This window comes from Frankia sp. CpI1-P, assembly GCF_001421075.1.
GTDB classification, from domain to species: Bacteria; Actinomycetota; Actinomycetes; order Frankiales; family Frankiaceae; genus Frankia; species Frankia torreyi.
In genome coordinates this window covers 118000-143322 of record NZ_LJJX01000012.1, presented here as the reverse complement: position 1 = coordinate 143322, position 25323 = coordinate 118000, and the positions used below count along the sequence as shown (strand labels likewise).

Sequence of the window (25323 nt, the reverse complement as noted above, 5' to 3'; positions counted from 1 at the left end):
CCGCTGCGCCGCACCGGCTATGTTGAAGAAAGCCTGACCCGGATCTCGTCAGCGTCGCGGGTGGTGACCCCGGCACCAGGTCACCACGGCCTGACGTGACGCGCAATTCTACGCCGGATATGTCGACCCAGCCGAATAGTCCGCCGCGGAGACCGCGGCGGAATTGGCGGTCCGGGCCACGTCCTGCGGACCGGCCGTAACGGCGGGGAGGAATGCGGTTCGTGCACAACGGTCGTACGTTCGCCGACCGCCGGCGGTTCCTCGTCGCCGCGCCGACGGGCGCCGCCGCGCTGTTCCTGCTCGCCGCGGTCCTGCCCGGCTCGCCGGGCCAGCAGCGGTGGGAGAGCTGGGTCGGCCTGCTGGTCGCGGCGGCCAACGTAGTACTGGGGCTGGTGGCGAGGCCACGCTGGAACTGGGTGCCGCCGTTCNCCGCCGCCTCGCTGGCAACCGCCCTCGCCCTCGCGCTCGCCGGAGCCACCTCCGGCAGCGACGCCGACATGTACCTGGTCTGGTTCCCCCCGCTGTGTGCGTATGTCGCCCTCGTGACGACTCCCGCGGCGATCCTGGTCATCGCCATGATCACCGGCGCGCTCGTGGCGGGCGTGGCGGCCGGCGCCGATCCGACCCAGACAGCGGGTCCCGTGTCGGCGGCGCTCTCCACGGTCGTGGCCGGAGCGGTGGTGAAAGGCCTGTTCCGGGCGGGCTTGCTGCAAAGCCACGCCGATCCGCTCACGCACCTGGCCAACCGGGCGGGCACCCTCGAACGTGGCGAGAGCGCCGTGGCGGAGATCCAGGCAGAGGGCCGGGAGGCGATCCTGGTCCTGGTCGACATCAACCGGTTCCATGAGATCAACGACGCGCTCGGGCATGCCGGCGGCGACCGGCTGCTGCAGATCATCGCGCGGACGCTGTCCGGGCTGCGGCCGATCCCGGCCTTCGTTGGCCGGGCCGGCGGGGACGAGTTCGCCCTCGTCTTCCGCGGGATGCCGGTCCCACCCACCGTCGCGACGGCCGCCAGCCGCCCGGGAGCGCCCCTGCCCGTGCCCACCGCGGCGGAGACGAAGCGGCGCCGGGTGCTCGGCCGCCGGGTCCTGCGCCAGATCCAGGGACCCTTCCAGGTCTGCGGCGTCGACGTCGAGGTGGACGCCTCCGTCGGGATCGCCGTGGCCCCCCGCGACAGCACCACCATGAGCGGGCTGCTGACCTGCGCCGACTCGGCGCTGCTGCGTGCCAAGCGGGTGGGGGAGAGCGTCGGACTGTGGGATCCCGGTATCACCGGGGTGCGGCCCGAGGAGATCGCGTTGTACGCGCAGTTGCGCACCGCGATCACCCGCGGCGAGCTGCTGCTGTTCTACCAGCCACTGCAGTCGGCATGCTCGGGTGGGATCGTCGGCGCGGAGGCGCTGCTGCGCTGGCACCACCCCACCCGAGGGCTGCTGGCGCCCGGCGTGTTCCTCCCCGTCGCCGAACGCTCACCGCTGATCGCCGATCTGACCCGCTGGGTCCTCGACGAGGCGCTGCGCCAGTGCNCCGCCTGGGCGGACGAGGGTCTGCACCTGCCCGTGTCGGTGAACCTCTCCGCCCGGATGCTGGTGCTCGACGACCTGCCCCAGGTCGTTGCCGGCTCCCTGGCGGCCCACGGACTGGCCAGCGACGTCCTCACCCTGGAGATCACGGAGAGTGCGCTGGTCACCCAGCCGGCTCGGGCGGCGACGATGCTGAGTGAGCTGCGTACGCAGGGCGTGGCGCTGTCCCTGGACGACTTCGGCACCGGCTACAGCTCGATGGAGATCCTCAAGACGCTCCCCTTCGACGAGGTCAAGATCGACCGGGGTTTTGTCGCGGATGCCCGCGGCAGCCTGCCCGACGCCGCGATCGTGCGGTCGGTGCTCGACCTGGGCCACCGGCTCGGGCTGCGGGTGGTCGGCGAGGGGATCGAGGACGAGCGCACGCTTGCGATGATGATCGACCTCGGCTGTGACCTGCTCCAGGGCGAGGCGATCTCGGTGCCGCTGCCGGCGGCGGAGATGTCCGAGCTGCTCCGCTCCCGGGCCGCCGAGGTACGGCCGTCTGCCCCGCACGCGACCCTCCCGACATCGGAACGCGCTACGGAGTGCGCCGGCGGGTTGCCCGATGCCCGATTGTCGGATGGTGGCGGGGCGCCCGGAGCCGGGGTGGCCGAGGGCGGGGTGGCCGAGGGCGGGGTGGCTGACGGCGGGGTGGCCGAGGGCGGGGTGGCTGACGGCGGGGTGGCCGAGGGCGGGGTGGCTGACGGCGGGGTGGCTGACGGCGGGATGGTCGAGGGCGGGGTGGCCGGGGGTGAGGCGGCCGGCGGTGCGGGGCAGGCGGAGGCCGGGCGGTCGGGGTCACCCCCGCCCGGGGAGGCGGGAACCGCACCGGGGGGACGAGGACAGCAGCAGGGGGTGCCCGCACGGTCAGGCCGGCGCATCGGGGGTCGACCGATGTCGAGCGGCTGACCGCGCGGAGCACCACCTCGCGCGGGTCAGTTCGCGGCCGCCGTCCCCGAGGCCGCCGCCGGGGCGGTGGGCGCCAGCGATGCGCAGGCGGCCCGCGCGGTACGCCAGGTGTCGGCGTCCACGCCGGGCGGTGCCGCGGTCGAGCCCGAGCCCGCACCACTGCCGGGTCCGCCGCCGGCTCCTGGTCCGCCGCCGGTACCGGTGCCGCCGCCGTTCGGGGCGCCCGACGGCGGGGCACCGGTCGGACGAGCGCCCTGCGGCGGTGCGCCTCCCGCTGCGCCGGCACCCGGAGTCGGCAGCGTCACCCCGTTGTTCGCGAGGCAGGTCCGGTAGGCAGCCATCGCAGCTGTCCCCCCGCCGGTGGGGGGAGTCGCCCCCGTGGCGGGAGTCGCTCCCGTGGACGGGGTTGCCGGCGCAGCAGTCCCCGACGAGGCCGAGCCGGCCGCCGCGTCGCTCCCGCCGCCCCCGCATCCGGCCAGCACGGCCGTCAGGGTGACCGACAGCAGCGGCAGGATGAGCCGGTGCCGCCGCGTCGCGGTGCCGCTCCGGCGCGCATACCGGGACATCCTGACGTCGTTCATGCTCCCCCTCGGTGCAGCGGGACCGCCGGTGTGCCGGCTGGTGGACACGCTGTCGGGCCCCGCTGTGGGGAGCCTGTGCCGAGGCTGGGTGTTTCCTGCGATTCGCGGGATCATGGTCCCGGGCGGGTGTCAGACGGCGATGCCGACCTCGCGCCACGCCTCGGCGACCGCCTTGCGCTCGTCCGCGCCGAACAGCACGCCGGCCTGGCGGCTCGTCACCGCCGCGAACGAGCGGAAGGTCGCGTTCGGCCGCACCTGCGGGGCGCGCAGGCTCTCGTACCAGATGCGGCCGGCCCGCTCCCACGCGTGCCCGCCGAGCGCGATCGCGGCGAGGTAGAACGCCTTGTTCGGGATGCCCGAGTTGATGTGCACGCCACCGTTGTCACNGGTCATCTGGACGTAGCCGGTCATGTGCGCGGGCTGGATGTCGTCGCCGAGCACGGGATCGTCGTAGGCGGTGCCGGGGTCCTTCAACGACCGCAGCGCTACCCCCGACACCGCGTCGGTGAGCAGCTCGTCGCCGATCAGCCAGTCGGCCTGCTCCGCGGTCTGGCCGAGCGCGTGCTGCTTCACCAGGGAACCGAAGACGTCGCTGACCGACTCGTTCAGCGCCCCGGACTGGTTGACGTACATCAGCGCCGCCTCGTCCTCGGTGACGCCGTGGGTCAGTTCGTGCCCGATGATGTCCAGCGACACCGTGAACCGCTGGAAAAGCTCGCCGTCGCCGTCGCCGAACACCATCTGCCGGCCGTTCCAGAAGGCGTTGTCGTAATGGTCGCCGTAGTGGACGGTGGCGAGCAGCGCCATCCCCTCGTCGTCGATGGAGTCGCGGCCGAACNCCTCCGAGTAGAACCTGAACGTGGCACCGAGGCCGTCGTAGGCCTCGTTGGCCGCCACGTCATCGACCGCGGCCTCGCCCTCGGTGCGGACCGTCCTACCCGGCAGCGCCTCGGTGCCGGCGGCGTCCCCGACGGTGCGGCGCGGACCGGCATCCGGGTCCAGCCGCGGCGGTGCGGCGCCGCGCTGCGCGGAGCGAAGCTGGGCGTTGTGGACGCGAATCGTGCGGTGCGAGCCGTCCTGAACGAGGGTGGACAGCGCCCAGGAACGCTGGTCGTCGCTGCCGTTGCGGACGATGCGTTCGAGGATGTGCGGCGGGATGGCGCAGGGCGCGGTGGGGCGTGGGGCGGTGGTGCCCAGGGCGGTGGTGCCCAGGGCGGTGGGGTTCGGCACGGTGAGGTTCGGCGCGGTGGGGCGGGGGCAGGGCATGGTCGACTCCGGAGGGTGGGGGCGGCGACCGGGCCGAGGCCCGGCGTGCAGCCGACGGGTGGCGTGACCCGTAGCCACCGACCCTGCTACCTGCGGCGCAGGATGTCCAGAGTGTGTTGGTGTGTCTGTATGGTGCGATTGTTGGCCTACGGCGTGTTGTTGCCATTGCCGCGAGGTCGTCTCACCGGCGCTCCGCCTCGCCGGCTGCGCCACNGCCGCAGGCCGCCCCGCGCGGCCGCCTGCGTGAGGGCCAGCGCCAGACCGCCGAGCACCAGGTAGGTCATGTGCGCGTCCAGCCAGTTCACGGCGCCGCGCATCCACGGGGCCACCGCCCGCGCCGCGGTCAGGTAGAGCGCGGCGGACAGCAGGGAACCGGGAATCAGGAACCGCAGGAAGCGACGCATCGGCACGTCACCCGCGCCGAGCGCCGCGTCGACCNCCGCGTTGGTGTTGACCAGGCAGAACCACAGCAGGGGGGTCNGCGTCCCCGGGCGGGCCAGGGCCGTGACCAGGCGGCTGCCACCGAGACGCCGCAGGAGGACCGACCGGATGTTGTTGCGCGCGAGCCCGAAGTAGCCGACGTCGACCAGGGCCCGAAAGAACGCGGCGACCAGCAGAGCCGGCACGAACGGCGCCGACCCGCCGACAAGCAGCAGGATCGCCCAGGTGGGCCGCAGCGCGATGAGCAGCAGCGGCGCCCGGCCGGCGAGCGCGGGCGCGATGGCCAGCCCCAGGGCGCCGAGCCCGAGCAGCGAACCGGTGAGCAGCACCGGCCACAACCGGTGAGCGAGCCGCTGCCCAGTCGGCATCGCCCGGGCCGAGGCGTCGCGCGGCCCCGCCCCGGTCAGGCTGTCGGCTGGCTCCCTTCCTGCCGAACCGTCGGCCGGCTGTGCCTCTCCGGAGCCGTCGATCCGCTCTGCCGCGGCCCTACCGGGCAGCCCGCCGGCGCCAGGGCCAGGACCGCCCGGGTCGGCCCGGGTGGGCACTGCCGGCCTGAGAACAGCCTGCGTCCGCCCCGTTTCGGTCGCCCCCACGCGGACCAGTCTGCCAACCGCCGCCCGCGCCGCGAAGGCGGTAGGCCGGGGTGGCCGGCGCGTGGGTTCCTGGTGGTGTCCGACGCGTGCCGGCACTACGGGCGTCGCGGCCGCAGGCTTTCGTTACCCGACCACATCGCGGTCAGATCGTGCCGAGGCTTGGGTACTGCGCCGAGGCGGCACATGTGCCGGCAGAGGCTGGCAGACTCGGCACCGTGCTCACAGTGGGTCTGACGGGTGGTATCGGGTCGGGCAAGAGTGCGGTGTCGGCGCGCCTCGCGGCCCGTGGGGCGCTGCTGATCGACGCTGACCAGATCGCCCGAGACGTGGTCGAACNGGGCACCCCGGGTCTCGCCGCGGTGCTGGCGGAGTTCGGAGCCGAGCTGGCCGCGCCCGACGGCAGCCTCGACCGCCCGGCACTCGGCCGGATCGTCTTCGCCGATGCCGCGGCCCGTCGGCGCCTGGAGGCGATCGTCCATCCGCTCATCCGGGCCGAGACCGCTCGGCGGATCGCGCAGCTCTCCCCGGACGGGATCGTCCTGCACGACGTCCCGCTGCTCGTCGAGGTGCACGCGGAGGGCAGCTACGACCTGGTGCTGGTCGTCGAGGCGCCGCGTGAGCTGCGGCTGGTGCGGCTGGAGGGCCGCGGACTGCCCCGCGATCAGGCGCTGGCCCGGATGGCCATGCAGGCCACCGACGAGCAGCGTCGCGCCGCCGCCGACATCGTCATCGACAACGGCGGCAGCCTCGACGAGCTCGACGCCCGCCTCGACGAGGTCTGGCAGGAGCTGCTGACCCGCCGCGACGCCCGCGCCGCCGAACACCCCCCGGCCACCACCCCGTAGCCCCCGGCCCGGCCTGGCCGGGCGGCGGGACCGGCCGCGCGGGCTACTGCACCCCGGCGGCACCCATGCCGCGCAGCTCCTTCTTCAACTCGGCGATCTCGTCGCGCAACCGGGCCGCCAGCTCGAACTGAAGCTCCTTGGCCGCCTCGTGCATCTGGTCGTCGAGCTGGCGGATGAGCTGCGCCAGCTCGTGCGAGGGCATCCCGGCGAGCTCGGCGGCGTACCGGCCGACCGTGCCCTGCGCCCCGCCCCGGGACTTCATCCCCGGCACCGGCGCCTTGCCACGCGACTGCGACCGTCCGCCCCCACCGATCAGCTCACCGTCCGCCGACTCGCGGACCATGTCGTCGAGGATGTCGACGACCTTCTTGCGTAGCGGCTGCGGATCGAGGCCGCGTTCGGCGTTGTAGGCCATCTGCTTCTCGCGACGCCGGTTCGTCTCGTCGATGGCACGGTGCATCGACGGGGTGATCGAGTCCGCGTACATGTGCACCTGGCCGGACACGTTGCGGGCGGCGCGGCCGATGGTCTGGATCAGCGACTTGTCGGAGCGCAGGAAGCCCTCCTTGTCGGCGTCGAGGATGCTCACCAGCGACACCTCGGGCAGGTCGAGACCCTCACGCAGCAGGTTGATCCCGACGANCACGTCGAAATCCCCGCGGCGCAGCTCGGTGAGCAGCTCCACCCGGCGCAGGGTGTCGACCTCGCTGTGCAGGTAGCGCACCCGGATGCCGAGTTCGAGCAGGTAGTCGGTGAGATCCTCGGACATCTTCTTGGTCAGCGTGGTGACGAGGACGCGCTCGTCCCGCTCCGCGCGCAGCCGGATCTCGTGGACGAGATCGTCGATCTGCCCCTTCGTCGGCTTGAGCACGACCTCCGGGTCGAGCAGCCCGGTTGGCCGGATGATCTGCTCGACGACGCCGTCGGCCCGGCCCAGCTCGTAGGGGCCCGGCGTCGCCGACAGGTAGATGGTCTGGCCGATGCGTTCCAGGAACTCCTCCCACCGCAGCGGCCGGTTGTCCATCGCGCTGGGTAGCCGGAAGCCGTGCTCGACGAGGTTGCGCTTGCGGGACATGTCGCCCTCGTACATCCCGCCGATCTGGGGGACGGTGTTGTGCGACTCGTCGATCACCAGCAGGAAGTCGTCGGGGAAGTAGTCCAGCAGGGTGTGCGGCGGGGTGCCGGCGTCGCGGCCGTCGATGTGCCGGGAGTAGTTCTCGATCCCGGAGCAGAAGCCGACCTGGCGCATCATCTCGATGTCGTAGGTGGTGCGCATGCGCAGCCGCTGCGCCTCCAGCAGCTTGCCCTGGCGCTCCATCGTCGCGAGGCGCTCGTCGAGCTCCGTCTCGATCCCGGCGATCGCCCGCTCCATCCGCTCCGGGCCGGCGACGTAGTGCGTCGCCGGGAACACGAAGATCTCCTCCACCTCGCGGACGATCTCCCCGGTCAGGGGATGCAGGTAGGTCAGCCGCTCGATCTCGTCGCCNAACATCTCGACCCGCACGGCGAGCTCCTCGTAGACCGGGAACACCTCCACCGTGTCGCCGCGGACCCGGAAGGTCCCCCGGGTGAAGGCCAGGTCGTTGCGGGTGTACTGGACGTCGACGAAGCGGCGCAGCAGCAGGTCCCGTTCGATCTCGTCGCCGACGCGCAGCCGCACCATCCGGTCGATGTACTCCTGCGGCGTGCCCAGGCCGTAGATGCAGCTCACGCTCGCCACCACGATGACGTCACGCCGCGTGAGCAGGCTCATTGTCGCCGAGTGCCGCAGCCGCTCGACCTCCTCGTTGATCGAGGAGTCCTTCTCGATGTAGGTGTCGGTCTGTGCGATGTACGCCTCGGGCTGGTAGTAGTCATAGTAGGAGACGAAGTACTCGACCGCGTTGTGCGGCAGCAGCTCGCGGAACTCGTTGGCGAGCTGCGCGGCGAGCGTCTTGTTCGGGGCCATCACGAGCGTCGGCCGCTGCAGGCGCTCGACGAGCCACGCCGTCGTCGCCGACTTGCCGGTGCCGGTCGCGCCGAGCAGGACCACGTTGGTATCGCCGGCCTGCACCCGCCGGGCCAGCTCGTCGATCGCGGCGGGCTGGTCGCCCGACGGGGAGAAGTCGGACACGACCTTGAACGGGGCGCGCGTCCGCTCGATGTCGAGGCTGGGCCGTTCGAACGTTGTGCTCACGCCATCTAGAACACCACAGCCCTCCGACAGTTTCCGACCGGTCGCCGGCGGCTCGCCCAGCCGGCCCTCGCCCAGCCGGCCCTCGCCCAGCCGGCCCTCGCCCTGCCGGCCCTCGCCCTGCCGGGCGTCTTGCCCTGCCGGCAGTCTCACCCGCCGGCTGGGTTCCAGCCGATCAGCCGGGCGCCGAGCACCGCCGTCTGCAGGACGTACCGGTCGGTCGGAGAGGTCGGGTCGTGGCGGGTCAGGGCGTGGATGCGGTCGAGTCGGTAGGTCAACGCCCGCACCGACAGGTGCAGTCGGCGCGCCGCGGCGAGCGCCACCCCGCCGGTGGTGAAGTAGGCGTCGAGGGTGTCGATCAGCGGGCCGGCGCCGCTCCGGGCGGCCCGCAGCGGTGAGAGCACCGCCTCGACCAGCTCCGCCAGCGCCTCCCGGTCGCGCAGCAGGACCTTGTAGATGAGCAGGTCGTCGGTGTGCACGACGGCCCCCTCCAGCCCGAGGCGGCCGGCGAGCTCCGCGGCGCCGCGGGCCTCCTCGAAGCCGATGCGGACCCCGGCGACGCCGCTGCGCGCGCGGCCGACCCCCACCCGCCACAGCAGGCCGGGCTCGGCCCGCAGCCGGCGGGTCAGTGCGGCCATCGCGGCCGGGGCCTCCGGCGTGGGCGCGAACGCGGGCAGCGGGGAGAAGCCCGCGCCCACGGCACCCGACTCGTCCGCCCGCCGCCGGCCGGGCGGGCGGCTCCCCGCAGCCGCCGCGGCCCGGGCCCGCGACCCCGGTGGTCTCGGCGGCCCGGCGGCAGCGCCCCGCGCCTGCCCGGCTGCAGCGCCGCCGGCGGCGTCCGCCCCGGCCGCCGGATGGCTGGCCGGGGTACGGCCGCGAACGGGCGGCTGCCGGCCGCGGGCCAGGTCGCCCTGCTCGGGCACCACGCAGACGAGCAGGCCGTCGCGGGTCGCGACCAGCGGATCGGTGAGGCTGTGCTCGCGCAGGAGGGACTCGGCCGCGCGGGTCAGTGCCCGTCCGTCGAGGAAGCGCCGGTTACCGGCGACGACCAGGACGGTGTGCGGCGCCTCCAGCCGCAGGCCGAACGCCCCGGCCCGCTCCAGCAACTGGCCCACCGCCGACGTGCCGGTGAGCAGATCATCGACGAGTTCGCGGCGCAGCGCCTCCTCGGAGCGCGCCCGGGCGGTGCGGGCCGCCTCGTAGCCCTCGCAGACGGCGGCGACGGCGTCGTCGCTGGCCCGCAGTACCGCGGAGGCGGCGGCGCGGGTGCGCGAGACCGCCCCGACCGAATCGCCGGCCGAGCGCAGCGGGTGGGCGAGCTGCCCCGACGCCACCGGCTCGCTCGACGCCCTGGTCAGCCCGCGGGCGGCGCGGTCGGCGGCCCGCACCGCGGGCAGCGACGGCCACACCCGCCAGGTCGCCGAGAGGTAGAGGTCGACCAGGGCGCGCAGCGACGCCCCGGACTCCGCCGCCGCCTGGCCGAGGCCGCGAAACGCCTCCAGCTCCGCCCGGGTCAGCCGCCGCCCGCTGTCCGCCGCCGAGGCGAGGACGTCGAGGTAGTCGCCGAGCAGGCCGGCATGCAGCCGGGAGTCGGCAGCCGCGAGCACGGCGGCGCGGGGGAGCCGGGTCAGGCTCGTCTCGGGCAGACCGGCCGGTGCGTCGTCGTCGACCGCGGCCGTCCCGGCCGGTTCGTCCGCTTGGTCCATCCACCCGCCTCCCGCCCCTGATTGCCGAGCCTCGGCAGCGAAATCATAGGCGAAGTCGCAGAGTCCGTGCGGTGTCTGCCGGGACGTTGAAGGGCACGCTAGACGTTGTGCATGTGTAGCACCCGGTCGTCAACGCCGGCCGGGGAACTGGGAAACGGGAGAGGAGTCTGAGCGGACATGACCACCCACGACGCCACCAGGCGGGGAGGGTTTCCGCCGATCACGGTGCGTCCGGGACTCGCCGTCTCGGTGGCGGTCGTCACCGTCCTGCTCGCCGCGATCACGCTGCCGGCCACCGTGCCGGACCGGCCCGACTTCGCCTACCTCTGCGGCGGGCTGATCGGCGCCGGCCTGCTCATCGGCATCATGCTGGGCGCGGACCTGAGGCGGGCCCGGGCCGCCCGCCGGGCCGGGCTGACCGTCGTCGGCATCACCCTCGGCGCCTTTGGCAGCCGCCTGACGGTCGCCCTCGGCGGCCGTGACCGGGGCAGCGCCGACGCCGGCGCGACCCCCGCGGGCCGTCCGGCAGCCGGGTCGGCCGCGCCCACCGGGCGTTCCGGAGCAGCCGGTTCCCCGGGCACGTTCGGCGCGGGCGGCGGAGTCGACGTCGTTCTGCCGCCGGCCACCGGCCCCGGGAAGGCGGCCACCGGCCCGAGGTTCGTCGAGTCGGGTGCCGACGTCCGCGCCGAGGCGCAGGTCGCCCGCGCGGGGCTCACCGTGACCGCCCTGGCCGGCGCGCTGCTGGTCACCCTCGGCGCGCTGGCGCCGGCGGGGACGCTGGCCCTGGCCGGCCAGGTGGCCCTCTGGGTCGGTACGTTCGCGCTGCTGGTGACCTTCATCGACGTGCTGCCCAGCCCGCGCAGCTCCGGTGGGCGGCTGATTGCCGCCCGGGTGCTGCGCCGCACCGGCAGCCGGGAGCGCGCCGAGCAGGCCGTCGCCCGGGCCGGCGTCATCAGCGGCTGGTCGTTGATCGCCGTGGGTGCCGCGGGCGTGTTCCTCGTCGGCTTCGTGGGGCTGTGGGCGGTGCTGCTCGGCTGGCTGGCACTGGGTGCGTCCCGGCTGGCGCAGTCCCAGCAGCGCACCCACGCCGCACTGGAGGGCCTGGTGGCGCGGGACGTCATGAGCCCGGCGCCGCCGGCGCTGTCGTCCTGGTCGACCGTGGACGACGCGCTCCACGACGTGGTGCTGCCCGCCCACCGCGCCGTCTTCGGGGTCGAGGATTTCGACGGTTCGCTCGCCGGAGTGGNGCTGCTGCGCGACCTCGCCGCCGTCCCGATGGACGACCGCGACCTCGCCCGGGTCAACCGGGTCTGCATCCCACTGTCCATGGTCGCGACCGCCGCGCCGGACGACGCGGTGGCAGACCTGCCCGCGAGGCTGCTCGAACGGCCGGCCGCCGGCTGCGTCGTCGTGATCGAGCCGGCGGCGGACGGCAACCCCCGGATGATCGGCACCGTCGGCCCGGTCGAGCTCAGCCAGGCGATCGAGACGGCGCCGCTGCGCGGGCGGGGCGCCCGGCCGGTGCGGCCCGGCAACCTCTGGCGCTGATCCCCCTCCGGCGCTGATCCCGCCGGCGGGCAGCCCGCCCGGCCGGTTCGCCCCCGGCCACGCCCCGGCCGGATCTCCACGTGGGATCCGGCCGGGGGACACCGGGACCGCCGTACCTTCCGATAGTTACTGAGAGTTAACGATTCGTCGCTTCACGCTCATCTCGCTGATGGTGTGGCGCGCGTAAACGTGCTCTGACCGGCCGCTGGCAACGGCGCCCGGCCGGTCAGAGCGACACCTTCCGCCCCGGTGGAGCCGGGGTGGCGCATCCGGGCCGCGACCGGCGACACCTCTGGAGATCTCCGTGCACGTTCCCCTCTGGGCCTGGGCCGCCTTCGTCGGCGCTGTGCTCGGGCTCCTCACCATCGATCTGCTCGCCCACCGCAGGGCCCACGTCATCGGCTTCCGCGAGGCCGCCTGGTGGAGCCTGCTGTGGGTGTCGCTGGGCATCGGTTTCGCCGGGGTCATCTGGGCCTGGCAGGGCCCCGGCGCCGCCGGCGAATACACGGCGGCGTGGCTGCTCGAGAAGAGCCTGTCCGTCGACAACCTGTTCGTCTTCGCGCTGATCTTCTCGTACTTCAAGGTCCCCCGGGAGTACCAGCACCGGGNGCTGTTCTACGGCGTGCTCGGCGCCCTGGTACTGCGGTTCATCTTCATCGCCGCCGGGGTCGCCCTGCTCGAGCAGTTCAGCTTCATCATCTACATCTTCGGCGCCTTCCTGATCTACACGGCCGTGAAGATGCTGCGCGACAGCNGGGTGGAGATGGACCCGGGGCAGAGCCGGGCGGTGTCACTGCTGCGGCGGGTCATGCNGGTCACCGATCAGTACCAGGGGCAGCACTTCGTCCTGCGCCGCGCGGGCAAACTCGTCGCCACGCCGCTGCTCGCCGTCCTCGTCGCGATCGAGACCGCCGACGTGCTGTTCGCCTTCGACTCGGTGCCCGCCGCCCTGGGCGTCACCGACCGGACGTTCCTCATCTACACCAGCAACGCACTCGCCATCCTGGGGCTGCGGTCGCTGTTCTTCCTGCTCTCGGGCCTGATGGAACGGTTCCACCGGCTGGCGACGGGGCTGGCGTTCATCCTGGCCTTCATCGGCGTGAAGATGCTGCTCACCGACGTGTGGCACATGCCGATCACGCTGTCGCTCGGCGTGATCGCCGTCGCGCTGGCCGTCTCGGTGATCTGGTCGCTGCTGACCGAACCGCCCGCGCAGGAGGCGCAGGAGGCGGGGGAAGCGGGGGAGGTCGCCGAGAAACCGGCCCCGGAGGCGGGTTCCTCACCGACCCCGGCGGCCGACCGGGCCGAACCGCGGGAGGTCGCCGCGCCGGGCGGCGGGCTGCCGGGCGGACGCTCGCGCTAGGCCGCCCCGCCCGGCGCGGGCGGCCCGTCGATCGTGGTGACGGCGACCACGCCCGACGGGCCGGCCGCCGGGCACGGTCAGCTCGGCCTCGCCGGCTCGCCGCGCGGGCCGGACGCCGGGGCCCGGCGGATGCGCCGCAGGCCGGGCGGAGGCGCGGTGAAGATCGAGAACGGGTCGTGGTCGTCCGCCGGCTGGCCGGTGTTGACGGCGCGGGAGATCCGGTCCCAGCGGAACCAGTGCGGGCCGCCCCGATCCAGGCACCAGGCCAGCAGGTACCAGTGGCCGCCGGTGAAGGCCAGCAACTGTGGCTCCACCCGGCGGCCCACGGTCCGGCTGCCGGCGGCGTCCTGGTAGTCGATCGCGAGCACCCGGCCGGCCCGCAGGCCCTCCTCGATCGTGGTGGCCAGCGCCGTGCGGGCGACCACGGGTGGCCCCGCCCAGCCGGGTGAGGCCAGTTCGGCGACCTGCCGCTGCTGTGGCGGGGGCATGATGTCGAGCAGCTTCTCGAGCGCCGCCGCGCCGTCACGGGTCAGCGGGCCCGTCGCGGCGGCGGCCAGCGCCACGGCGGCCGAGCTCGCCTGACCCTGGGTGAACGCGACGGGTGGCAGCATCGCGTGCTGGGCGAGCACGTACCCGCCCCCGGGCCCGGAGATCCCGCCGACGGGAACCCCGGCGTCCTGGAGGGCCAGCAGGTCCCGGCGGATCGTTCGCACACTGACGTCCAGCCGGGCCGCCAGGCTTGCGGCTGTGCGCCCGGCGGGTCCGGCCCGGCGCAGCTCCTCGACGATCGCGGTCAGTCGATCTGGGTGCGGCATGNGTTCCACGTTGACAGGGCCCTGTCACGACTGGTGCCGAAACGGCGCGACTTGGGCAATCTCGCTGCCCCATGCCCGTGATGTGCGATGACTGGAGTGCCGAACGGCGGCGGACCCGGGCAGCGGACCCGGGCGGCCCGGGCGGCGCGGCCCGGGCGGCGCGGCCCGGTGACCGGCAGCGGTGACCGGCGCGACAGGCTGGCTCGGTACCGGATTCGGTGTCTCCCGGTGGCTGCGGCGGCGACCGTGATCGGGGTCGAAATTCCGCTCGAGTGTTACCGTAATCCGCATCTGCAGCATTTCCGGTGCACGTTTGGCGGTTTCGGATAACGGGTGGACCGGCGACGGTGCGCGACTCGCCGGGAAGGGAGAAGTGGAGCACCGCGATGCGCTAGTTACCCTGGTCGAGACCGGTGTCCGGGCTGGTCAGCAGGGGTGAGGTGGGTCACGACTGTGGTCGTGGACGGGAGTACGGCCATGAGTGCGGCNGCACCGGCGAAATCCTGATCGATCGACCTGGCCTGATGTGTTCGCCGGTTTGCTCCGTGGACGTACGGCAGGGTTGTCCACGATCTTCTCGTCATCGTTTTATGTNTTAGTGAAGGCGGATGATGCACAGCTTGTTGGCGGTCGTCGTGTCCCACGGAGGCGCAACCCATCTGCACCAGTTGCTCTCGGCCCTGGTCGCCATGAACGGCTGCGAGGCGGTGNTGGTCGAGAACGGCACGCTCGCCGGGCGCTCGGTGCCCGCCGGGGTACGCGTCGTCGAGGGCCACGGCAACGTCGGCTACGGCACCGCCGTCAACCTCGCCGTCAACCTCGCCGTCCGAGGCGCCGTCACGGACGGCCCGGCGCCGGACTGGCTGCTGGTGATCAACAGTGATGTGATGATCCCCCGCGACACCGCGGAGGTCCTGCCCAAGCTCCTCGCCTGGTACCCGCCGTCCGTCGACGCCGTCGGGTTCCCGTTCCTCGCCGGCGACGGCAGCCCCGGACGGTCCCGCGGAGTGCTGCCGACCTCCCGCACGAACGCCTTCATCACGCTGCGCGGCGAGGCGGCGGCCGTCGCCCGGTGGCCGGAGCTGCGCCACCCGGTCGGCGCCTTCTTCGCCATCCGCGTCCCGACCTTCCTGCGCCTGGGCGGCTTCGACCCCGCCTACTGGATGTACTACGAGGAGACCGATCTGTTCGCCCGGCTGTACGCGGCCGGCGGGCGGCTCGCCTGGGCCGACGACGAATGGCCCGTGGTACACGTCGGCGGCGAGACCGTCGGCCGCTCCGGCCTGCTGCACGCCGAGCTCGGCCGCTCGGCCGCCGTCTACGCCCGCCGCCATCGCGCCACCCTGGGCTGGAGCTGGCCCGCGGTGCACGCCGGCCAGCTCGTCGTCCTCACCGCCCGCAAACTCGCCACCGGTCGCATCCATGATGCCCGGCGCGCTGCCGGGATCCTCGCCGGCCTCGCGGCCGGCCTGGCCCGGCCGACCTGGGAGCCCGCCGTGCACTCCCGCTGGCACGCCGCCCCCGCCGCGACCCGCCGTCGCCTCGGCCACCTCTCCCCGGCCGATGCGGCCCGGATCGCAACGCCCGCCGTCCCGGCGCAGAGACCTCGACCCGTTGAGCTGGAGCTGGAACCCGACCCCTCGGTCGTCTATCCCCTCGCCACCGGGTAGGCCTCGCCGCGACCCGGCGGACACCGACGCCCGGCTTGCGCGAGGAGCAGGCGAGCGGCGTCCGGGCTCGATGGGGCGGAACGGGATCCACCGCCGCTCAGTAGCCTGATGCGGCATCAGGACCTGCTGGGCGGGGTGACGGGTCTCGCCGGCGGACCGCGCGTGGTGGAGGAACGACATGGACATCCTGACGCTCGGTCCGGCCGAGCCCGAGCGCGTCGTGCTCTTCGCCACCGGCGCGNGCGGCGACCCGCAGCGTTACCGACCGCTCCTGGACCACCTCGCCGCCCATGGCTGCCGGGTCGTCGCGCCCCGCTTCGAGCGCATGGCCGGGCGGGAGGCGGCTACGGCCGAGTTGCTCGCCCGTCCGGCCGGGCTGGTCGAAGCGCTGCGCCGAGAGGCACCCGCGGACGCGACCGTCGTGGCGATAGGCCACTCCATCGGCGGCTGGGCCGCCCTCTGCCTGGCCGGAGCGACGCCCTGGGAGCGGGACGGCACGCCGTTGGACGTGCCGCGGGAACCTCGGGTCAGCCGGCTCGCCCTGTGGGCGCCCGCCACCGGCTGGTTCGCCGCTCCCGGTGCCCTGGCCGCGGTGACGGTTCCCATGCTGGTCTACGCCGCCGAGCTGGATACCGTCACACCCGTCGACCAAGCTATCCTGCTGAAGAGCGCGCCGGCCGACGTCGAGCTGCGCATCGTGCCGAACGCGGGTCACTTCAGCTTCATGAACTCGCCGCCGCCAGATCTGGCCGACGACGGCGACGCCTTCGACCGTGACCGGTTCCTGCGCGACCTCGCCCAGGCAACCCTGGAGTTCGCCCTGGCGTCCTGAGCCGGGCGATGCCCGGCCACGAGCCGTTGATCGCGGTGCCGGTGCCGGTGCCGGTCGGCCATGGTCCTCCGCGCGGCGGTGAGTCGTTCACGCGATCACGAGGATGGGACTGCTGATGAAGGTGCGCGCCGACCTGAACATCTCGCTCGACGGCTTCGGGTCGACTTCCTGGCGGCCACGCCCGAGGAGGCGCTCCGGCTGGCGGTGGAGGCCGCCCGCGGGCTCGACGTCCGGATCGGCGGCGGACCGACCGTGGTCCGCGACTTCCTCAAGGCCGGCCTGATCGACGCCCTCCACGTTGCCATCGCCCCGATCCTTCTTGGTGGCGGCGTTCGCCTCTGGGACGAGCTGCGCGGCCTCGAACAGAACTACGCGGTGAGAGTGGAGACCGCCGAGAGCGGCACCGAGCATCTCACCTTCACCCGCAGCACGGGCGGAGCCGAGACTCCCGACGCCGAGCCGTGGCGCCCCGTGGGCAACACCCTCTGAGCCGGTCGTCGGCGGCACGATCGGCGGGCCGCCGCGTCCGGCACCCCCTGGGACGGTCACCAGCCGCGGGCGCGCCATTCGGCGAGGTGGGGGCGTTCGGCGCCGAGGGTGGAGTCGAAGCCGTGGCCCGGGTAGATCCAGGTGGTGTCCGGCAGGGGGCCGAACACCTTGCGCTCCAGGTCGTCCATCAGCGTGACGAAGGCGTCGGCGTCACCGAACGTGTTGCCCGGGCCGCCGGGGAACAGGNAGTCGCCGGTGAAGAGGTGCGGGGCGGCGGGGTCGGCGTCGTAGAGCAGGGCGATCGAGCCGGGGGTGTGGCCGACCAGGTGGATCGCCCGCAGGGTCGCCCGGCCCACGGTGATCTCGTCTCCGTCGTGCACGACCCGGGCGGTGGGCACGGGGATCCGAGGGGCGTCGTCGGCGTGGGCGACCGTGGTCGCGCCGGTGGCGGCCACGACCTCGGCGAGCGCCTGGACGTGGTCGGCGTGCNGGTGACTGGTGACCNCCGTGGCGAGGCCCGCGTCGCCGATCAGCCGCAGCAGCGTGTCGGCCTCGTTCGCGGCGTCGATGAGGAGCTGCTCCCCGGTGACGGGGCAGCGCAGCAGGTAGGCGTTGTTGTCCGCCGGGCCGACGGCGACCTTGGTCACCGTCAGGCCGGGCAGGGGCCGGGTGTCCGNCGGGCCACCGACGGTGACCTTCCCGGTGTAGCCGCCGGTGGTGGTCGCGCCGGCCTCGTCGCCGTGGGCGTCGCTCATGGGTGTTCCCCTCTCCGGGCGAACGGCCGGGTCTGCTCGGGCATCACGTCCGCCCGCGATGGTCGCGCCCGCCTGAAGTGATTGTCGGCGCCCGGTGGCTCGCCGACACCGCGGACCGGCGTGGGACCACGCCGGGCGCGGAACACCCACTTCGGGCAGGTCGTTACTTTCCGTCGGGTGACGGCCGTACCGCCGGCGCGCGGGCGGGTGCCCGGCGGGCGGCGCCGGCGACCGGCCGTGGAAAAACTGTCAGTCCCCATCCGTAGCATGGCCACACTCGCCCAGGTCCGATTTTCCGGAAGATCATGAGGGATCGACGATGGCCGACCGTCTTGTCGTGCGTGGCGCGCGTGAGCACAACCTCCGCGATGTCGATCTCGACCTGCCCCGCGACGGGCTGATCGTCTTCACCGGCATGTCGGGGTCCGGCAAGTCCAGCCTTGCCTTCGACACCATCTTCGCCGAGGGGCAGCGGCGCTACGTGGAGTCGTTGTCGGCCTACGCCCGCCAGTTCCTCGGCCAGATGGACAAGCCCGACGTGGACTTCATCGAGGGGTTGTCCCCGGCGGTCTCCATCGACCAGAAGTCCACCTCGCGCAACCCCCGTTCCACCGTCGGCACGATCACCGAGGTGTACGACTACCTGCGTCTGCTGTTCGCCCGCGCCGGCCGGCCGCACTGTCCGAAGTGCGGGCGGCCGATCTCCCGGCAGACCCCGCAGCAGATCGTGGACCGGCTGCTGGAGCTGCCCGAGGGCACCCGCTTCCAGGTGCTCGCGCCGGTGGTCCGCGGGCGCAAGGGCGAGTACCTCGACCTGTTCGCCGAGCTGCAGAGCTCCGGGTTCGCCCGGGCCCGCGTCGACGGCACCGTCGTGGCGCTCACCGACGTGNCGAAGCTGGAGAAGCAGCGCAAGCACACGATCGAGGTCGTGGTCGACCGGCTGGCGGCCAAGGAGTCGGCCAAGCGGCGCCTGACCGACTCGGTGGAGACGGCGCTGCGCCTGGGTGGCGGCCTGGTCCTCGTCGACTTCGTCGACCGGGCCGCCGACGACCCCGAGCGCGAGCGGATGTACTCCGAGCACCTCGCCTGCCTCTATGACGACCTGTCCTTCGAGGAGCTCGAGCCGCGGTCGTTCTCGTTCAACTCGCCCTACGGCGCCTGCCCCGACTGCACCGGCATCGGTACCCGCAAGGAGGTCGACCCGGAGCTCGTCGTGCCCGACCCGACCCTCTCCCTGGCCCAGGGTGCCGTGGCGCCGTGGGCCGGCGGGCACAACAAGGAGTACTTCGAGCGGCTGCTCACCGCCCTCGCCGAGGACCTCAGCTTCCGGATGGACACCCCCTGGGAGGGGCTGCCCGAGCGGGCCCGCACGGCGGTGCTGCACGGCANCGGCGAGACCGAGATCCACGTCGGCTACACCAACCGCTACGGCCGTAAGCGGTCCTACTACACGTCGTTCGAGGGGGTCATCGGCTTCATCGGCCGCCGCCACCGGGAGGCCGAGTCGGACAGCAGCCGCGAGCGGTACGAGGGCTACATGCGCGACGTGCCCTGCCCGGCCTGCCGCGGGGCCCGGCTCAAGCCCGAGTCGCTGGCCGTCACGGTCGGCGGCCGGTCCATCGCGGAGGTCGCCGGGATGGCGATCGGCGAGTGCGCCGAGTTCCTGCGCGGGCTGGAGCTCAGCGAGCGGGAGCGGACGATCGCCGGGCGGGTGCTCAAGGAGGTCGACGCGCGGCTGACGTTCCTGCTCGACGTCGGGCTCGACTACCTCTCCCTCGACCGGGCCGCCGNCACCCTCGCCGGCGGGGAGGCGCAGCGCATCCGGCTGGCCACCCAGATCGGCTCCGGCCTCGTCGGGGTGCTCTACGTGCTCGACGAGCCGTCGATCGGGCTGCACCAGCGGGACAACCGTCGGCTCATCCAGACCCTGCTGCGGCTGCGTGACCNGGGCAACACGCTCATCGTCGTCGAACACGACGAGGACACCATCCGGGCCTCCGACTGGGTGGTCGACATCGGCCCCGGCGCGGGTGAGCACGGCGGGCGGGTCGTCGTCTCCGGGCCGGTGGCGGAGCTGCTCGCCAGCGAGGAGTCGATGACCGGCGCCTACCTCTCCGGCCGGCGCCAGATCCCGGTGCCCGACATCCGCCGGGTGCCGACGAAGGGGCGGGCGCTGACGGTGCACGCCGCCCGCGAGCACAACCTGCGCGACGTCACGGTCTCGTTCCCGCTGGGCTGCTTCGTGGCCGTCACCGGGGTGTCCGGGTCGGGCAAGTCCACCCTCGTCAACGACATCCTCGCCGCCGTGCTGGCCAACAAGCTCAACGGCGCCCGCGAGGTGCCCGGCCGGCACCGGACCGTCAGCGGCCTCGACCACCTCGACAAGGCAGTCAGGGTCGACCAGTCGCCGATCGGGCGGACCCCGCGGTCCAACCCGGCCACCTACACCGGCGTGTTCGACCACATCCGCCGCCTGTTCGCCGAGACGACCGAGGCCAAGGTCCGCGGGTACCTGCCGGGCCGGTTCTCGTTCAACGTCAAGGGCGGCCGCTGCGAGGCGTGCTCCGGCGACGGCACCATCAAGATCGAGATGAACTTCCTGCCGGACGTGTACGTGCCGTGTGAGGTCTGTCACGGTGCCCGCTACAACCGGGAGACCCTCGAGGTCCACTACAAGGGGCGCAACATCGCCGAGGTCCTCGACATGCCGATCGAGGAGGCGGCCGAGTTCTTCGCCGCGGTGCCGGCGATCGCCCGTCACCTGCGCACGCTCAACGACGTCGGACTCGGCTACGTCCGCCTCGGCCAGTCGGCGCCGACGCTGTCCGGCGGCGAGGCGCAGCGGGTCAAGCTCGCCTCCGAGCTGCAGCGGCGCTCCACCGGCCGGACCGTCTACGTCCTCGACGAGCCGACGACCGGGCTGCACTTCGAGGACATCCGCAAGCTGCTCGGGGTGCTCGGCCGGCTCGTCGACGCCGGCAACACGGTGATCGTGATCGAGCACAACCTCGACGTCATCAAGACGGCGGACTGGATCATCGACATGGGGCCGGAGGGCGGCACCGGCGGCGGTCGGGTCGTCGCCCAGGGCTCGCCCGAGACCGTTGCCGCAGTCGAGGAGAGCCACACCGGGGTCTTCCTTCGGGAGATCCTCGGCGACCGGGTCCCGGCCGCCGGCGGGGCGGCGGCCGAGGCCGGTGGTGGGGGAGGCGCTCGGCGGCGCAGGCTCGCCGAAGCGGCGGCCCGCTGAGAGGCGCGCCGGCCGCCCGGCGGGCCACAGGGTGGCCGGCGCCGGGCGGGGATCCGTCGACCGCGCGGGTCCGCGGTGCGGCCGCCCGGGGCCGGGGAGATCAGGTCTGGAGCAGGTTCGCCAGGACGGTGTCCAGCTCCTGCTCGGTGTGCTCCTGGCCGGTCGGCACCAGCCGTTCGGTGCGGTCCAGGAAGCTGCGCAGCGACGCCGTCGCGAGGACCACGACGGAGTGGCGATCCCCGTCGACCAGGTCCAGCCGGACGCCGCCCTCCCCGGGGTCGGGGCCGATCCGCACATCGCCGTCGCCGACCGCCGCCTCCAGCCCGGCACGCAGGGCGTCGCGGGGGGCGACCCAGCTCCCCTGCGGCAGCGCGGGGTGCTCCGGCCTGGACACCAGGGTCATGGACACGGCCAGCGGATCGCACGCACGCCAGCAGATCTGGAACACCGTCACCCGCCCACGGCTGGCCNCGTCGTCCACGACGAACTCCGCCGTGACGTCCTCACCAAGCACGAGCTGNCTCCCTCGGTTCGCTTGCCCGATGTGTCGAGGGTCGCAGCCCCCCGCGCCGGACGCCAGTNGGGGCACCAGAAACAACGGAAAGTCCGGGATTAATCACGACCAGCTTCAGGATCTGTCGCCTGCTGTCATCCTTCTGCCACGCTTCGAGAGGGCCCGCCGATGAGGTTGCGCGCTATGCGTGATGAAATGGTTACGTGCAGGCGCTGCTCATGCGGGATGATGGTCGCCGTAGGCTCGGTTCATGGCTGATCCGGCGTCCTACCGACCCGCGCCGGGCTCGATTCCCGAGACCCCCGGCGTCTACCGCTTCCGCGACGAGCACGGCCGTGTGCTCTACGTGGGCAAGGCCAAGAACCTGCGGGCCCGGCTGGCCAACTACTTCGCCGATCTGCACACGCTCCACCCGCGTACCCAGCACATGGTCCAGGCCGCCAGCGCGGTCGACTGGACCNTGGTCTCCACGGAGGTCGAGGCCCTCCAGCTCGAGTACACGTGGATCAAGGAGTTCGATCCGCGCTTCAACGTCCGGTACCGCGACGACAAGAGCTACCCGAGCCTCGCGGTGACCCTCCACGAGGAGTTCCCGCGTCTGCAGGTCATGCGGGGACCGAAGCGCAAGGGTGTNCGGTACTTCGGTCCGTACGCCCACGCCTGGGCGATCCGGGAGACCCTCGACCTGCTGCTGCGCGTCTTCCCCGCGCGCACCTGCTCGGCGGGGGTGTTCAAGCGGGCCGGGCAGGTCGGCCGGCCGTGCCTGCTCGGCTACATCGACCGCTGCTCGGCGCCCTGCGTCGGCCGGGTGGATGCCGAGACCCACCGGGAGATCGTCGACGACTTCTGCGACTTCATGTCCGGTCAGACCGGCCGCTACCTGCGCCGGCTCGAGCAGGAGATGCAGCAGGCCGCCTCGGCCCAGGAGTACGAGCGGGCCGCGCGGCTGCGCGACGACGCCGGCGCCCTGCGGCGCGCCATCGAGAAGCAGGCCGTCGTGCTGCCCGACGGCACCGACGCCGACGTGATCGCCTTCGCCGAGGACGAGCTGGAGGCCGCGGTCGCGATCTTCTATGTTCGCGGTGGTCGCGTGCGCGGGCAACGCGGCTGGGTGGTCGACAAGCTCGACGAGGTGACCACGGCCGACCTCGTGGAGCAGTTCCTCACCCAGGAGTACCTGGAGGGCACCTCGCTCACCACCGCCGGCGCCGTTCCCCCCGTTCCCCCCGTTCCCCCCGGGCAGGCCGGGCAGGCCGGGCAGGCCGGCGCATCGGATGCCGCCGTCGTGGCTGCCGCTCGGGCCGCCGGGCCCACGCCGCCGGCCCGGTCGCCGCGCACGGACCCGCAGGGCGCGGGCATCCCGCGCGAGATTCTCGTGCCCGCCCTGCCCCCGGACGCGGACGCCGTGGCCGAGCTGCTCAGCGTCGCCCGCGGCGGCCGGGTCGAGGTCCGGGTGCCGCGCCGCGGCGACAAGCGCACCCTGCTGGAGACCGTGGAGCGCAACGCCCGCCAGGCGCTGACGCTGCACCGCACGAAGCGGGCCAGCGACCTGACCGCGCGCAGCCGGGCGCTCGCCGAGCTCCAGGAGGCCCTGGAGCTGCCGGACGCGCCGCTGCNCATCGAGTGCTACGACGTGTCGAACATCCAGGGCACCAACGTCGTCGCGAGCATGGTCGTCTTCGAGGACGGGTTGGCGCGCAAGTCGGAGTACCGCCGGTTCTCCATCCGCGGCGGCGCGGGCGCCGGCCGCGAGCACGGGCGGCCGGACGCCGGGCAGGACGACGTCGCCAGCATGTACGAGACCATCCACCGCCGGTTCTCCCGGTACCTCGCCGAGCGGTCCCGCACGGGGGAACTCGTCGACATCGTCGACCCCGTGGAGGATCTCGCCGTCGGCCCCACCGCCGCTTCCACCGCCGATCAGACTGGCGACCTCGCGGGCGACGTCCCTGCCGGTGCCGAGGCGGGCGTGCGGGACGGGCGGGGCCGGGCCGTCCCGACGGGCGCGGCGCAGTCGATCGACCCGGACACCGGCCGACCCCGCAAGTTCGCCTACCCGCCGAACCTCGTCGTCGTCGACGGTGGCCCCCCGCAGGTCGCCGCGGCCGCCCGAGCCCTCGACGAGCTCGGCATCGACACGGGGCCCGGCGGGGTGGCGCTGTGCGGGCTCGCGAAGCGGCTGGAGGAGGTCTGGCTGCCCGACTCCGCGGAGCCGGTGATCCTGCCGCGCGCCTCCGAGGCGCTGTACCTGTTGCAGCGGGTCCGGGACGAGGCGCATCGTTTCGCCATCACCTACCACCGGCAGAAGCGGTCCGCCGCGATGGTGACCTCCGCTCTCGACGACGTGCCCGGCCTCGGGGAGACCCGGCGCAAGGCGCTGTTGCGGCAGTTCGGCTCGGTGGCGAAGGTGCGGGCGGCGAGCGCCGAGGAGATCGCCCAGGTGCCCGGGATCGGGCCGCGCACCGCCGCGGCGATCCTCACGGCGCTCGGCCGGTCCGCGCCGGGCACCGCCGCCGCCCCCACCCCCGCCGTCGACCCTCGCACCGGTGAGATCCTCGACGAGGCGCCACCGGCGCCCGCGCCGGAACCCGACCCGGTGCGGACCGCACCGGCGCCCGCGGCGGACGATCCCGCCGCGGCGGCACGCGCCCTGCACCACGCCGACTCGGGAAGGCCGTCATGACCACCCCGACCCTCGACCTCGCCATCATCACCGGCCTGTCCGGCGCGGGGCGCAGCACCGCGGCCAAGTGCCTGGAGGACCTCGGCTGGTTCGTCGTCGACAACCTGCCGCCGGCCCTGCTGTCCACCATGGCGGAGCTCGGCCACCGCTCCGGGGGCGCGGTCAGCCGGATCGCCGTGGTCGTGGACGTCCGCGGCCGGGCGTTCTTCTCCGACCTGCGGGCAGCGGTCGCGGCGCTGGACGCCCGCGGCATGCATCCCCGGATGCTCTTCCTCGAAGCCAGCGACGACGCGCTCATCCGGCGGTTCGACCACGTCCGCCGGCCGCATCCGCTGCAGGGCGACGAGCGCGTGGTCGACGGCATCGGCCGGGAACGGGCGCTGCTCGCCGAGCTGCGTGGCGAGGCCGATCTCGTCCTCGACACCACGGACCTGAACGTCCACGAGCTGCGGTCGAAGATCGATGCGGCGTTCGGGCAGCCGGGCNCGAACCGGCTCAACGCCACCGTGGTGTCGTTCGGGTACAAGTACGGGCTGCCGCTGGACGCCGACCTCGTCGCCGACTGCCGATTCCTGCCCAATCCGCACTGGGTGGAGGAGCTGCGCCCCTACACCGGGCGGGATCCGCAGGTGCGTAGTTATGTCCTCGCCCAACCCGGGGCGCAGGAGTTCCTTGACCAGTACGCGGCCCTGCTGCGCCTGGTCGGGGAGGGCTATGCGCGGGAGGGCAAGCGGTACCTGACCCTCGCGGTCGGGTGTACCGGCGGCAAGCACCGCAGCGTGGCGATGGCCGAGCAGCTCGGCGCGCGACTGGCCGCCGACGGCGTCGGGGTCCGGGTCGTGCACCGCGATCTGGGACGGGAGTGAGCGTGCCGAAGCCCACCGGCCCCGGCCGTGACCCCCGGGCCGCTGAGGGCGCTGGGGCCACCGGGGGCGCTGAGGGCGCCGGGGTCACTGGGGTCGCCGTGGCCCCTGAGGCCGTCCAGGCCGTCGAGGACGCGGGCGCCGGGCTGGAGCCGGCGGTCGTCGCCTTCGGCGGCGGCCACGGGCTCGCCGCCTCGCTGGCCGCGCTGCGCCAGCTCACCTCGGCGCTGACGGCGGTGGTTACCGTCGGCGACGACGGCGGATCATCGGGGCGGTTGCGAGCGGAGCTCGGCGCGCTGCCCATGGGGGACCTGCGGATGGCGCTGGCCGCGCTCGCCGGCCCGGACGGCCCGCCGGCGACCTGGGCGGAGCTCTTCCAACACCGGTTCGCCGGCTCCGGCTCGCTGGCCGGGCACGCCGTGGGGAACCTGGTGCTGACCGGGCTGGCCGAGCACACCN

10 protein-coding genes and 30 pseudogenes are annotated in these 25323 nt (G+C 73.6%); 25 read left to right on the top strand and 15 right to left on the bottom strand.

Annotated features, from left to right (window positions below):
* Positions 1–497: 497 nt before the first annotated feature.
* Positions 498–1529: pseudogene (locus tag FF86_RS45800) on the top strand (diguanylate cyclase domain-containing protein); the annotation flags it as partial.
* Between the two features lies 1 nt (position 1530).
* A partial coding sequence (locus tag FF86_RS45795; protein ID WP_242418539.1) for an EAL domain-containing protein occupies positions 1531–2477 on the top strand: 947 nt, incomplete at its 5' end.
* A 26-nt stretch (positions 2478–2503) separates the two neighbouring features.
* Here FF86_RS45795 and FF86_RS10865 read toward each other — a convergent pair.
* The 5 genes and pseudogenes from FF86_RS10865 to FF86_RS45775 all read right to left on the bottom strand — a co-directional run.
* Positions 2504–3058, bottom strand: coding sequence for a hypothetical protein (locus FF86_RS10865; protein WP_052681032.1), 555 nt, complete (start codon positions 3056–3058; stop codon positions 2504–2506).
* Between the two features lie 129 nt (positions 3059–3187).
* A pseudogene (locus tag FF86_RS45790) lies at positions 3188–3444 on the bottom strand (M4 family metallopeptidase); the annotation flags it as partial.
* Position 3445: 1 nt separating this feature from the next.
* Positions 3446–3896 (bottom strand): annotated as a pseudogene (locus tag FF86_RS45785) (M4 family metallopeptidase); the annotation flags it as partial.
* 1 nt (position 3897) lies between these two features.
* The coding region (locus FF86_RS45780; RefSeq protein WP_396229830.1) for a protealysin propeptide domain-containing protein at positions 3898–4324 on the bottom strand (427 nt) is incomplete at its 3' end.
* A 214-nt stretch (positions 4325–4538) separates the two neighbouring features.
* Positions 4539–4762, bottom strand: a pseudogene (locus FF86_RS45775) (hypothetical protein); the annotation flags it as partial.
* Positions 4763–5582: 820 nt separating this feature from the next.
* Between FF86_RS45775 and FF86_RS45765 the strand changes: the two are divergent.
* Positions 5583–5694, top strand: a pseudogene (locus tag FF86_RS45765) (dephospho-CoA kinase); the annotation flags it as partial.
* Position 5695: 1 nt separating this feature from the next.
* Positions 5696–6203: dephospho-CoA kinase (coaE, locus tag FF86_RS10850; RefSeq protein ID WP_242418538.1), on the top strand; the 508-nt coding region annotated here is incomplete at its 5' end.
* Positions 6204–6246: 43 nt separating this feature from the next.
* Here the strand turns inward: coaE and FF86_RS45760 are convergent.
* The 4 genes and pseudogenes from FF86_RS45760 to FF86_RS10840 all read right to left on the bottom strand — a co-directional run.
* Positions 6247–6845: pseudogene (locus tag FF86_RS45760) on the bottom strand (UvrB/UvrC motif-containing protein); the annotation flags it as partial.
* Between the two features lies 1 nt (position 6846).
* A pseudogene (locus FF86_RS45755) lies at positions 6847–7689 on the bottom strand (excinuclease ABC subunit B); the annotation flags it as partial.
* Between the two features lies 1 nt (position 7690).
* The coding region (locus FF86_RS45750; protein ID WP_242418537.1) for a DEAD/DEAH box helicase family protein at positions 7691–8379 on the bottom strand (689 nt) is incomplete at its 3' end.
* Positions 8380–8525: 146 nt separating this feature from the next.
* Positions 8526–10082 (bottom strand): CdaR family transcriptional regulator, encoded by a 1557-nt coding sequence (locus FF86_RS10840; RefSeq protein ID WP_044884749.1) that lies wholly within the window; start codon positions 10080–10082, stop codon positions 8526–8528.
* 177 nt (positions 10083–10259) lie between these two features.
* Here FF86_RS10840 and FF86_RS45745 point away from each other — a divergent pair.
* The 6 pseudogenes from FF86_RS45745 to FF86_RS45720 form a co-directional block, all read left to right on the top strand.
* Positions 10260–11328 (top strand): annotated as a pseudogene (locus tag FF86_RS45745) (peptidase M50); the annotation flags it as partial.
* 1 nt (position 11329) lies between these two features.
* Positions 11330–11630, top strand: a pseudogene (locus tag FF86_RS45740) (peptidase M50); the annotation flags it as partial.
* Between the two features lie 304 nt (positions 11631–11934).
* Positions 11935–12238 (top strand): annotated as a pseudogene (locus FF86_RS45735) (tellurium resistance protein TerC); the annotation flags it as partial.
* Position 12239: 1 nt separating this feature from the next.
* Positions 12240–12384 (top strand): annotated as a pseudogene (locus FF86_RS45730) (tellurium resistance protein TerC); the annotation flags it as partial.
* Between the two features lies 1 nt (position 12385).
* Positions 12386–12442, top strand: a pseudogene (locus FF86_RS45725) (hypothetical protein); the annotation flags it as partial.
* Position 12443: 1 nt separating this feature from the next.
* Positions 12444–12993: pseudogene (locus FF86_RS45720) on the top strand (tellurium resistance protein TerC); the annotation flags it as partial.
* A gap of 77 nt (positions 12994–13070) precedes the next feature.
* On the opposite strand, the gene FF86_RS10825 reads toward FF86_RS45720, so the two are convergent.
* Positions 13071–13808: a YafY family protein gene (locus FF86_RS10825; protein WP_044884746.1), complete on the bottom strand. Its 738-nt coding sequence runs from the start codon at positions 13806–13808 to the stop codon at positions 13071–13073.
* A 1848-nt stretch (positions 13809–15656) separates the two neighbouring features.
* On the opposite strand from FF86_RS10825, the pseudogene FF86_RS65810 reads away from it, so the two are divergent.
* From FF86_RS65810 to FF86_RS10805, 3 genes and pseudogenes are all read left to right on the top strand, one after another.
* Positions 15657–15719 (top strand): annotated as a pseudogene (locus FF86_RS65810) (hypothetical protein); the annotation flags it as partial.
* Between the two features lies 1 nt (position 15720).
* The coding region (locus FF86_RS65805) for an alpha/beta hydrolase family protein (protein WP_396229829.1) at positions 15721–16310 on the top strand (590 nt) is incomplete at its 5' end.
* 60 nt (positions 16311–16370) lie between these two features.
* Complete coding sequence (locus tag FF86_RS10805) at positions 16371–16799, top strand: dihydrofolate reductase family protein (protein ID WP_082121802.1); 429 nt, start codon at positions 16371–16373, stop codon at positions 16797–16799.
* A gap of 56 nt (positions 16800–16855) precedes the next feature.
* On the opposite strand, the pseudogene FF86_RS45710 reads toward FF86_RS10805, so the two are convergent.
* The 4 pseudogenes from FF86_RS45710 to FF86_RS45690 form a co-directional block, all read right to left on the bottom strand.
* Positions 16856–17045, bottom strand: a pseudogene (locus FF86_RS45710) (MBL fold metallo-hydrolase); the annotation flags it as partial.
* Between the two features lies 1 nt (position 17046).
* Positions 17047–17288, bottom strand: a pseudogene (locus FF86_RS45705) (MBL fold metallo-hydrolase); the annotation flags it as partial.
* 16 nt (positions 17289–17304) lie between these two features.
* Positions 17305–17475 (bottom strand): annotated as a pseudogene (locus FF86_RS45695) (MBL fold metallo-hydrolase); the annotation flags it as partial.
* Between the two features lies 1 nt (position 17476).
* Positions 17477–17554, bottom strand: a pseudogene (locus FF86_RS45690) (MBL fold metallo-hydrolase); the annotation flags it as partial.
* A 319-nt stretch (positions 17555–17873) separates the two neighbouring features.
* On the opposite strand from FF86_RS45690, the pseudogene FF86_RS45685 reads away from it, so the two are divergent.
* The 5 pseudogenes from FF86_RS45685 to FF86_RS45665 form a co-directional block, all read left to right on the top strand.
* Positions 17874–18443: pseudogene (locus FF86_RS45685) on the top strand (excinuclease ABC subunit A); the annotation flags it as partial.
* A gap of 1 nt (position 18444) precedes the next feature.
* Positions 18445–18942, top strand: a pseudogene (locus FF86_RS45680) (excinuclease ABC subunit A); the annotation flags it as partial.
* A 1-nt stretch (position 18943) separates the two neighbouring features.
* A pseudogene (locus tag FF86_RS45675) lies at positions 18944–19344 on the top strand (excinuclease ABC subunit A); the annotation flags it as partial.
* Between the two features lies 1 nt (position 19345).
* A pseudogene (locus FF86_RS45670) lies at positions 19346–19500 on the top strand (hypothetical protein); the annotation flags it as partial.
* A gap of 1 nt (position 19501) precedes the next feature.
* Positions 19502–20804 (top strand): annotated as a pseudogene (locus FF86_RS45665) (ATP-binding cassette domain-containing protein); the annotation flags it as partial.
* Positions 20805–20904: 100 nt separating this feature from the next.
* On the opposite strand, the pseudogene FF86_RS10790 reads toward FF86_RS45665, so the two are convergent.
* Positions 20905–21274: pseudogene (locus FF86_RS10790) on the bottom strand (SsgA family sporulation/cell division regulator); the annotation flags it as partial.
* A 294-nt stretch (positions 21275–21568) separates the two neighbouring features.
* On the opposite strand from FF86_RS10790, the pseudogene FF86_RS45660 reads away from it, so the two are divergent.
* From FF86_RS45660 to FF86_RS45630, 7 genes and pseudogenes are all read left to right on the top strand, one after another.
* Positions 21569–21778: pseudogene (locus FF86_RS45660) on the top strand (GIY-YIG nuclease family protein); the annotation flags it as partial.
* A 1-nt stretch (position 21779) separates the two neighbouring features.
* Positions 21780–21951: pseudogene (locus tag FF86_RS45655) on the top strand (hypothetical protein); the annotation flags it as partial.
* A gap of 1 nt (position 21952) precedes the next feature.
* Positions 21953–22934, top strand: a pseudogene (uvrC, locus tag FF86_RS45650) (excinuclease ABC subunit UvrC); the annotation flags it as partial.
* A 1-nt stretch (position 22935) separates the two neighbouring features.
* The coding region (locus tag FF86_RS45645) for a helix-hairpin-helix domain-containing protein (RefSeq protein WP_242418534.1) at positions 22936–24001 on the top strand (1066 nt) is incomplete at its 5' end.
* Positions 23998–24486 (top strand): annotated as a pseudogene (locus FF86_RS45640) (RNase adapter RapZ); the annotation flags it as partial. The gene FF86_RS45645 and the pseudogene FF86_RS45640, both read left to right, overlap by 4 nt.
* A gap of 1 nt (position 24487) precedes the next feature.
* Positions 24488–24867 (top strand): annotated as a pseudogene (locus FF86_RS45635) (RNase adapter RapZ); the annotation flags it as partial.
* A gap of 2 nt (positions 24868–24869) precedes the next feature.
* Positions 24870–25322, top strand: a pseudogene (locus FF86_RS45630) (2-phospho-L-lactate transferase CofD family protein); the annotation flags it as partial.
* Position 25323: the final 1 nt, after the last annotated feature.

Excerpts from the sequence above, each read along its gene's own strand:
- FF86_RS10865 (WP_052681032.1), bottom strand. The coding sequence starts at position 3,058 with ATGAACGACGTCAGGATGTCCCGGTATGCGCGCCGGAGCGGCACCGCG.
- FF86_RS10840 (WP_044884749.1), bottom strand. The coding sequence starts at position 10,082 with ATGGACCAAGCGGACGAACCGGCCGGGACGGCCGCGGTCGACGACGAC.
- FF86_RS10825 (WP_044884746.1), bottom strand. The coding sequence starts at position 13,808 with ATGCCGCACCCAGATCGACTGACCGCGATCGTCGAGGAGCTGCGCCGG.
- FF86_RS10805 (WP_082121802.1), top strand. The coding sequence starts at position 16,371 with ATGGTCCTCCGCGCGGCGGTGAGTCGTTCACGCGATCACGAGGATGGG.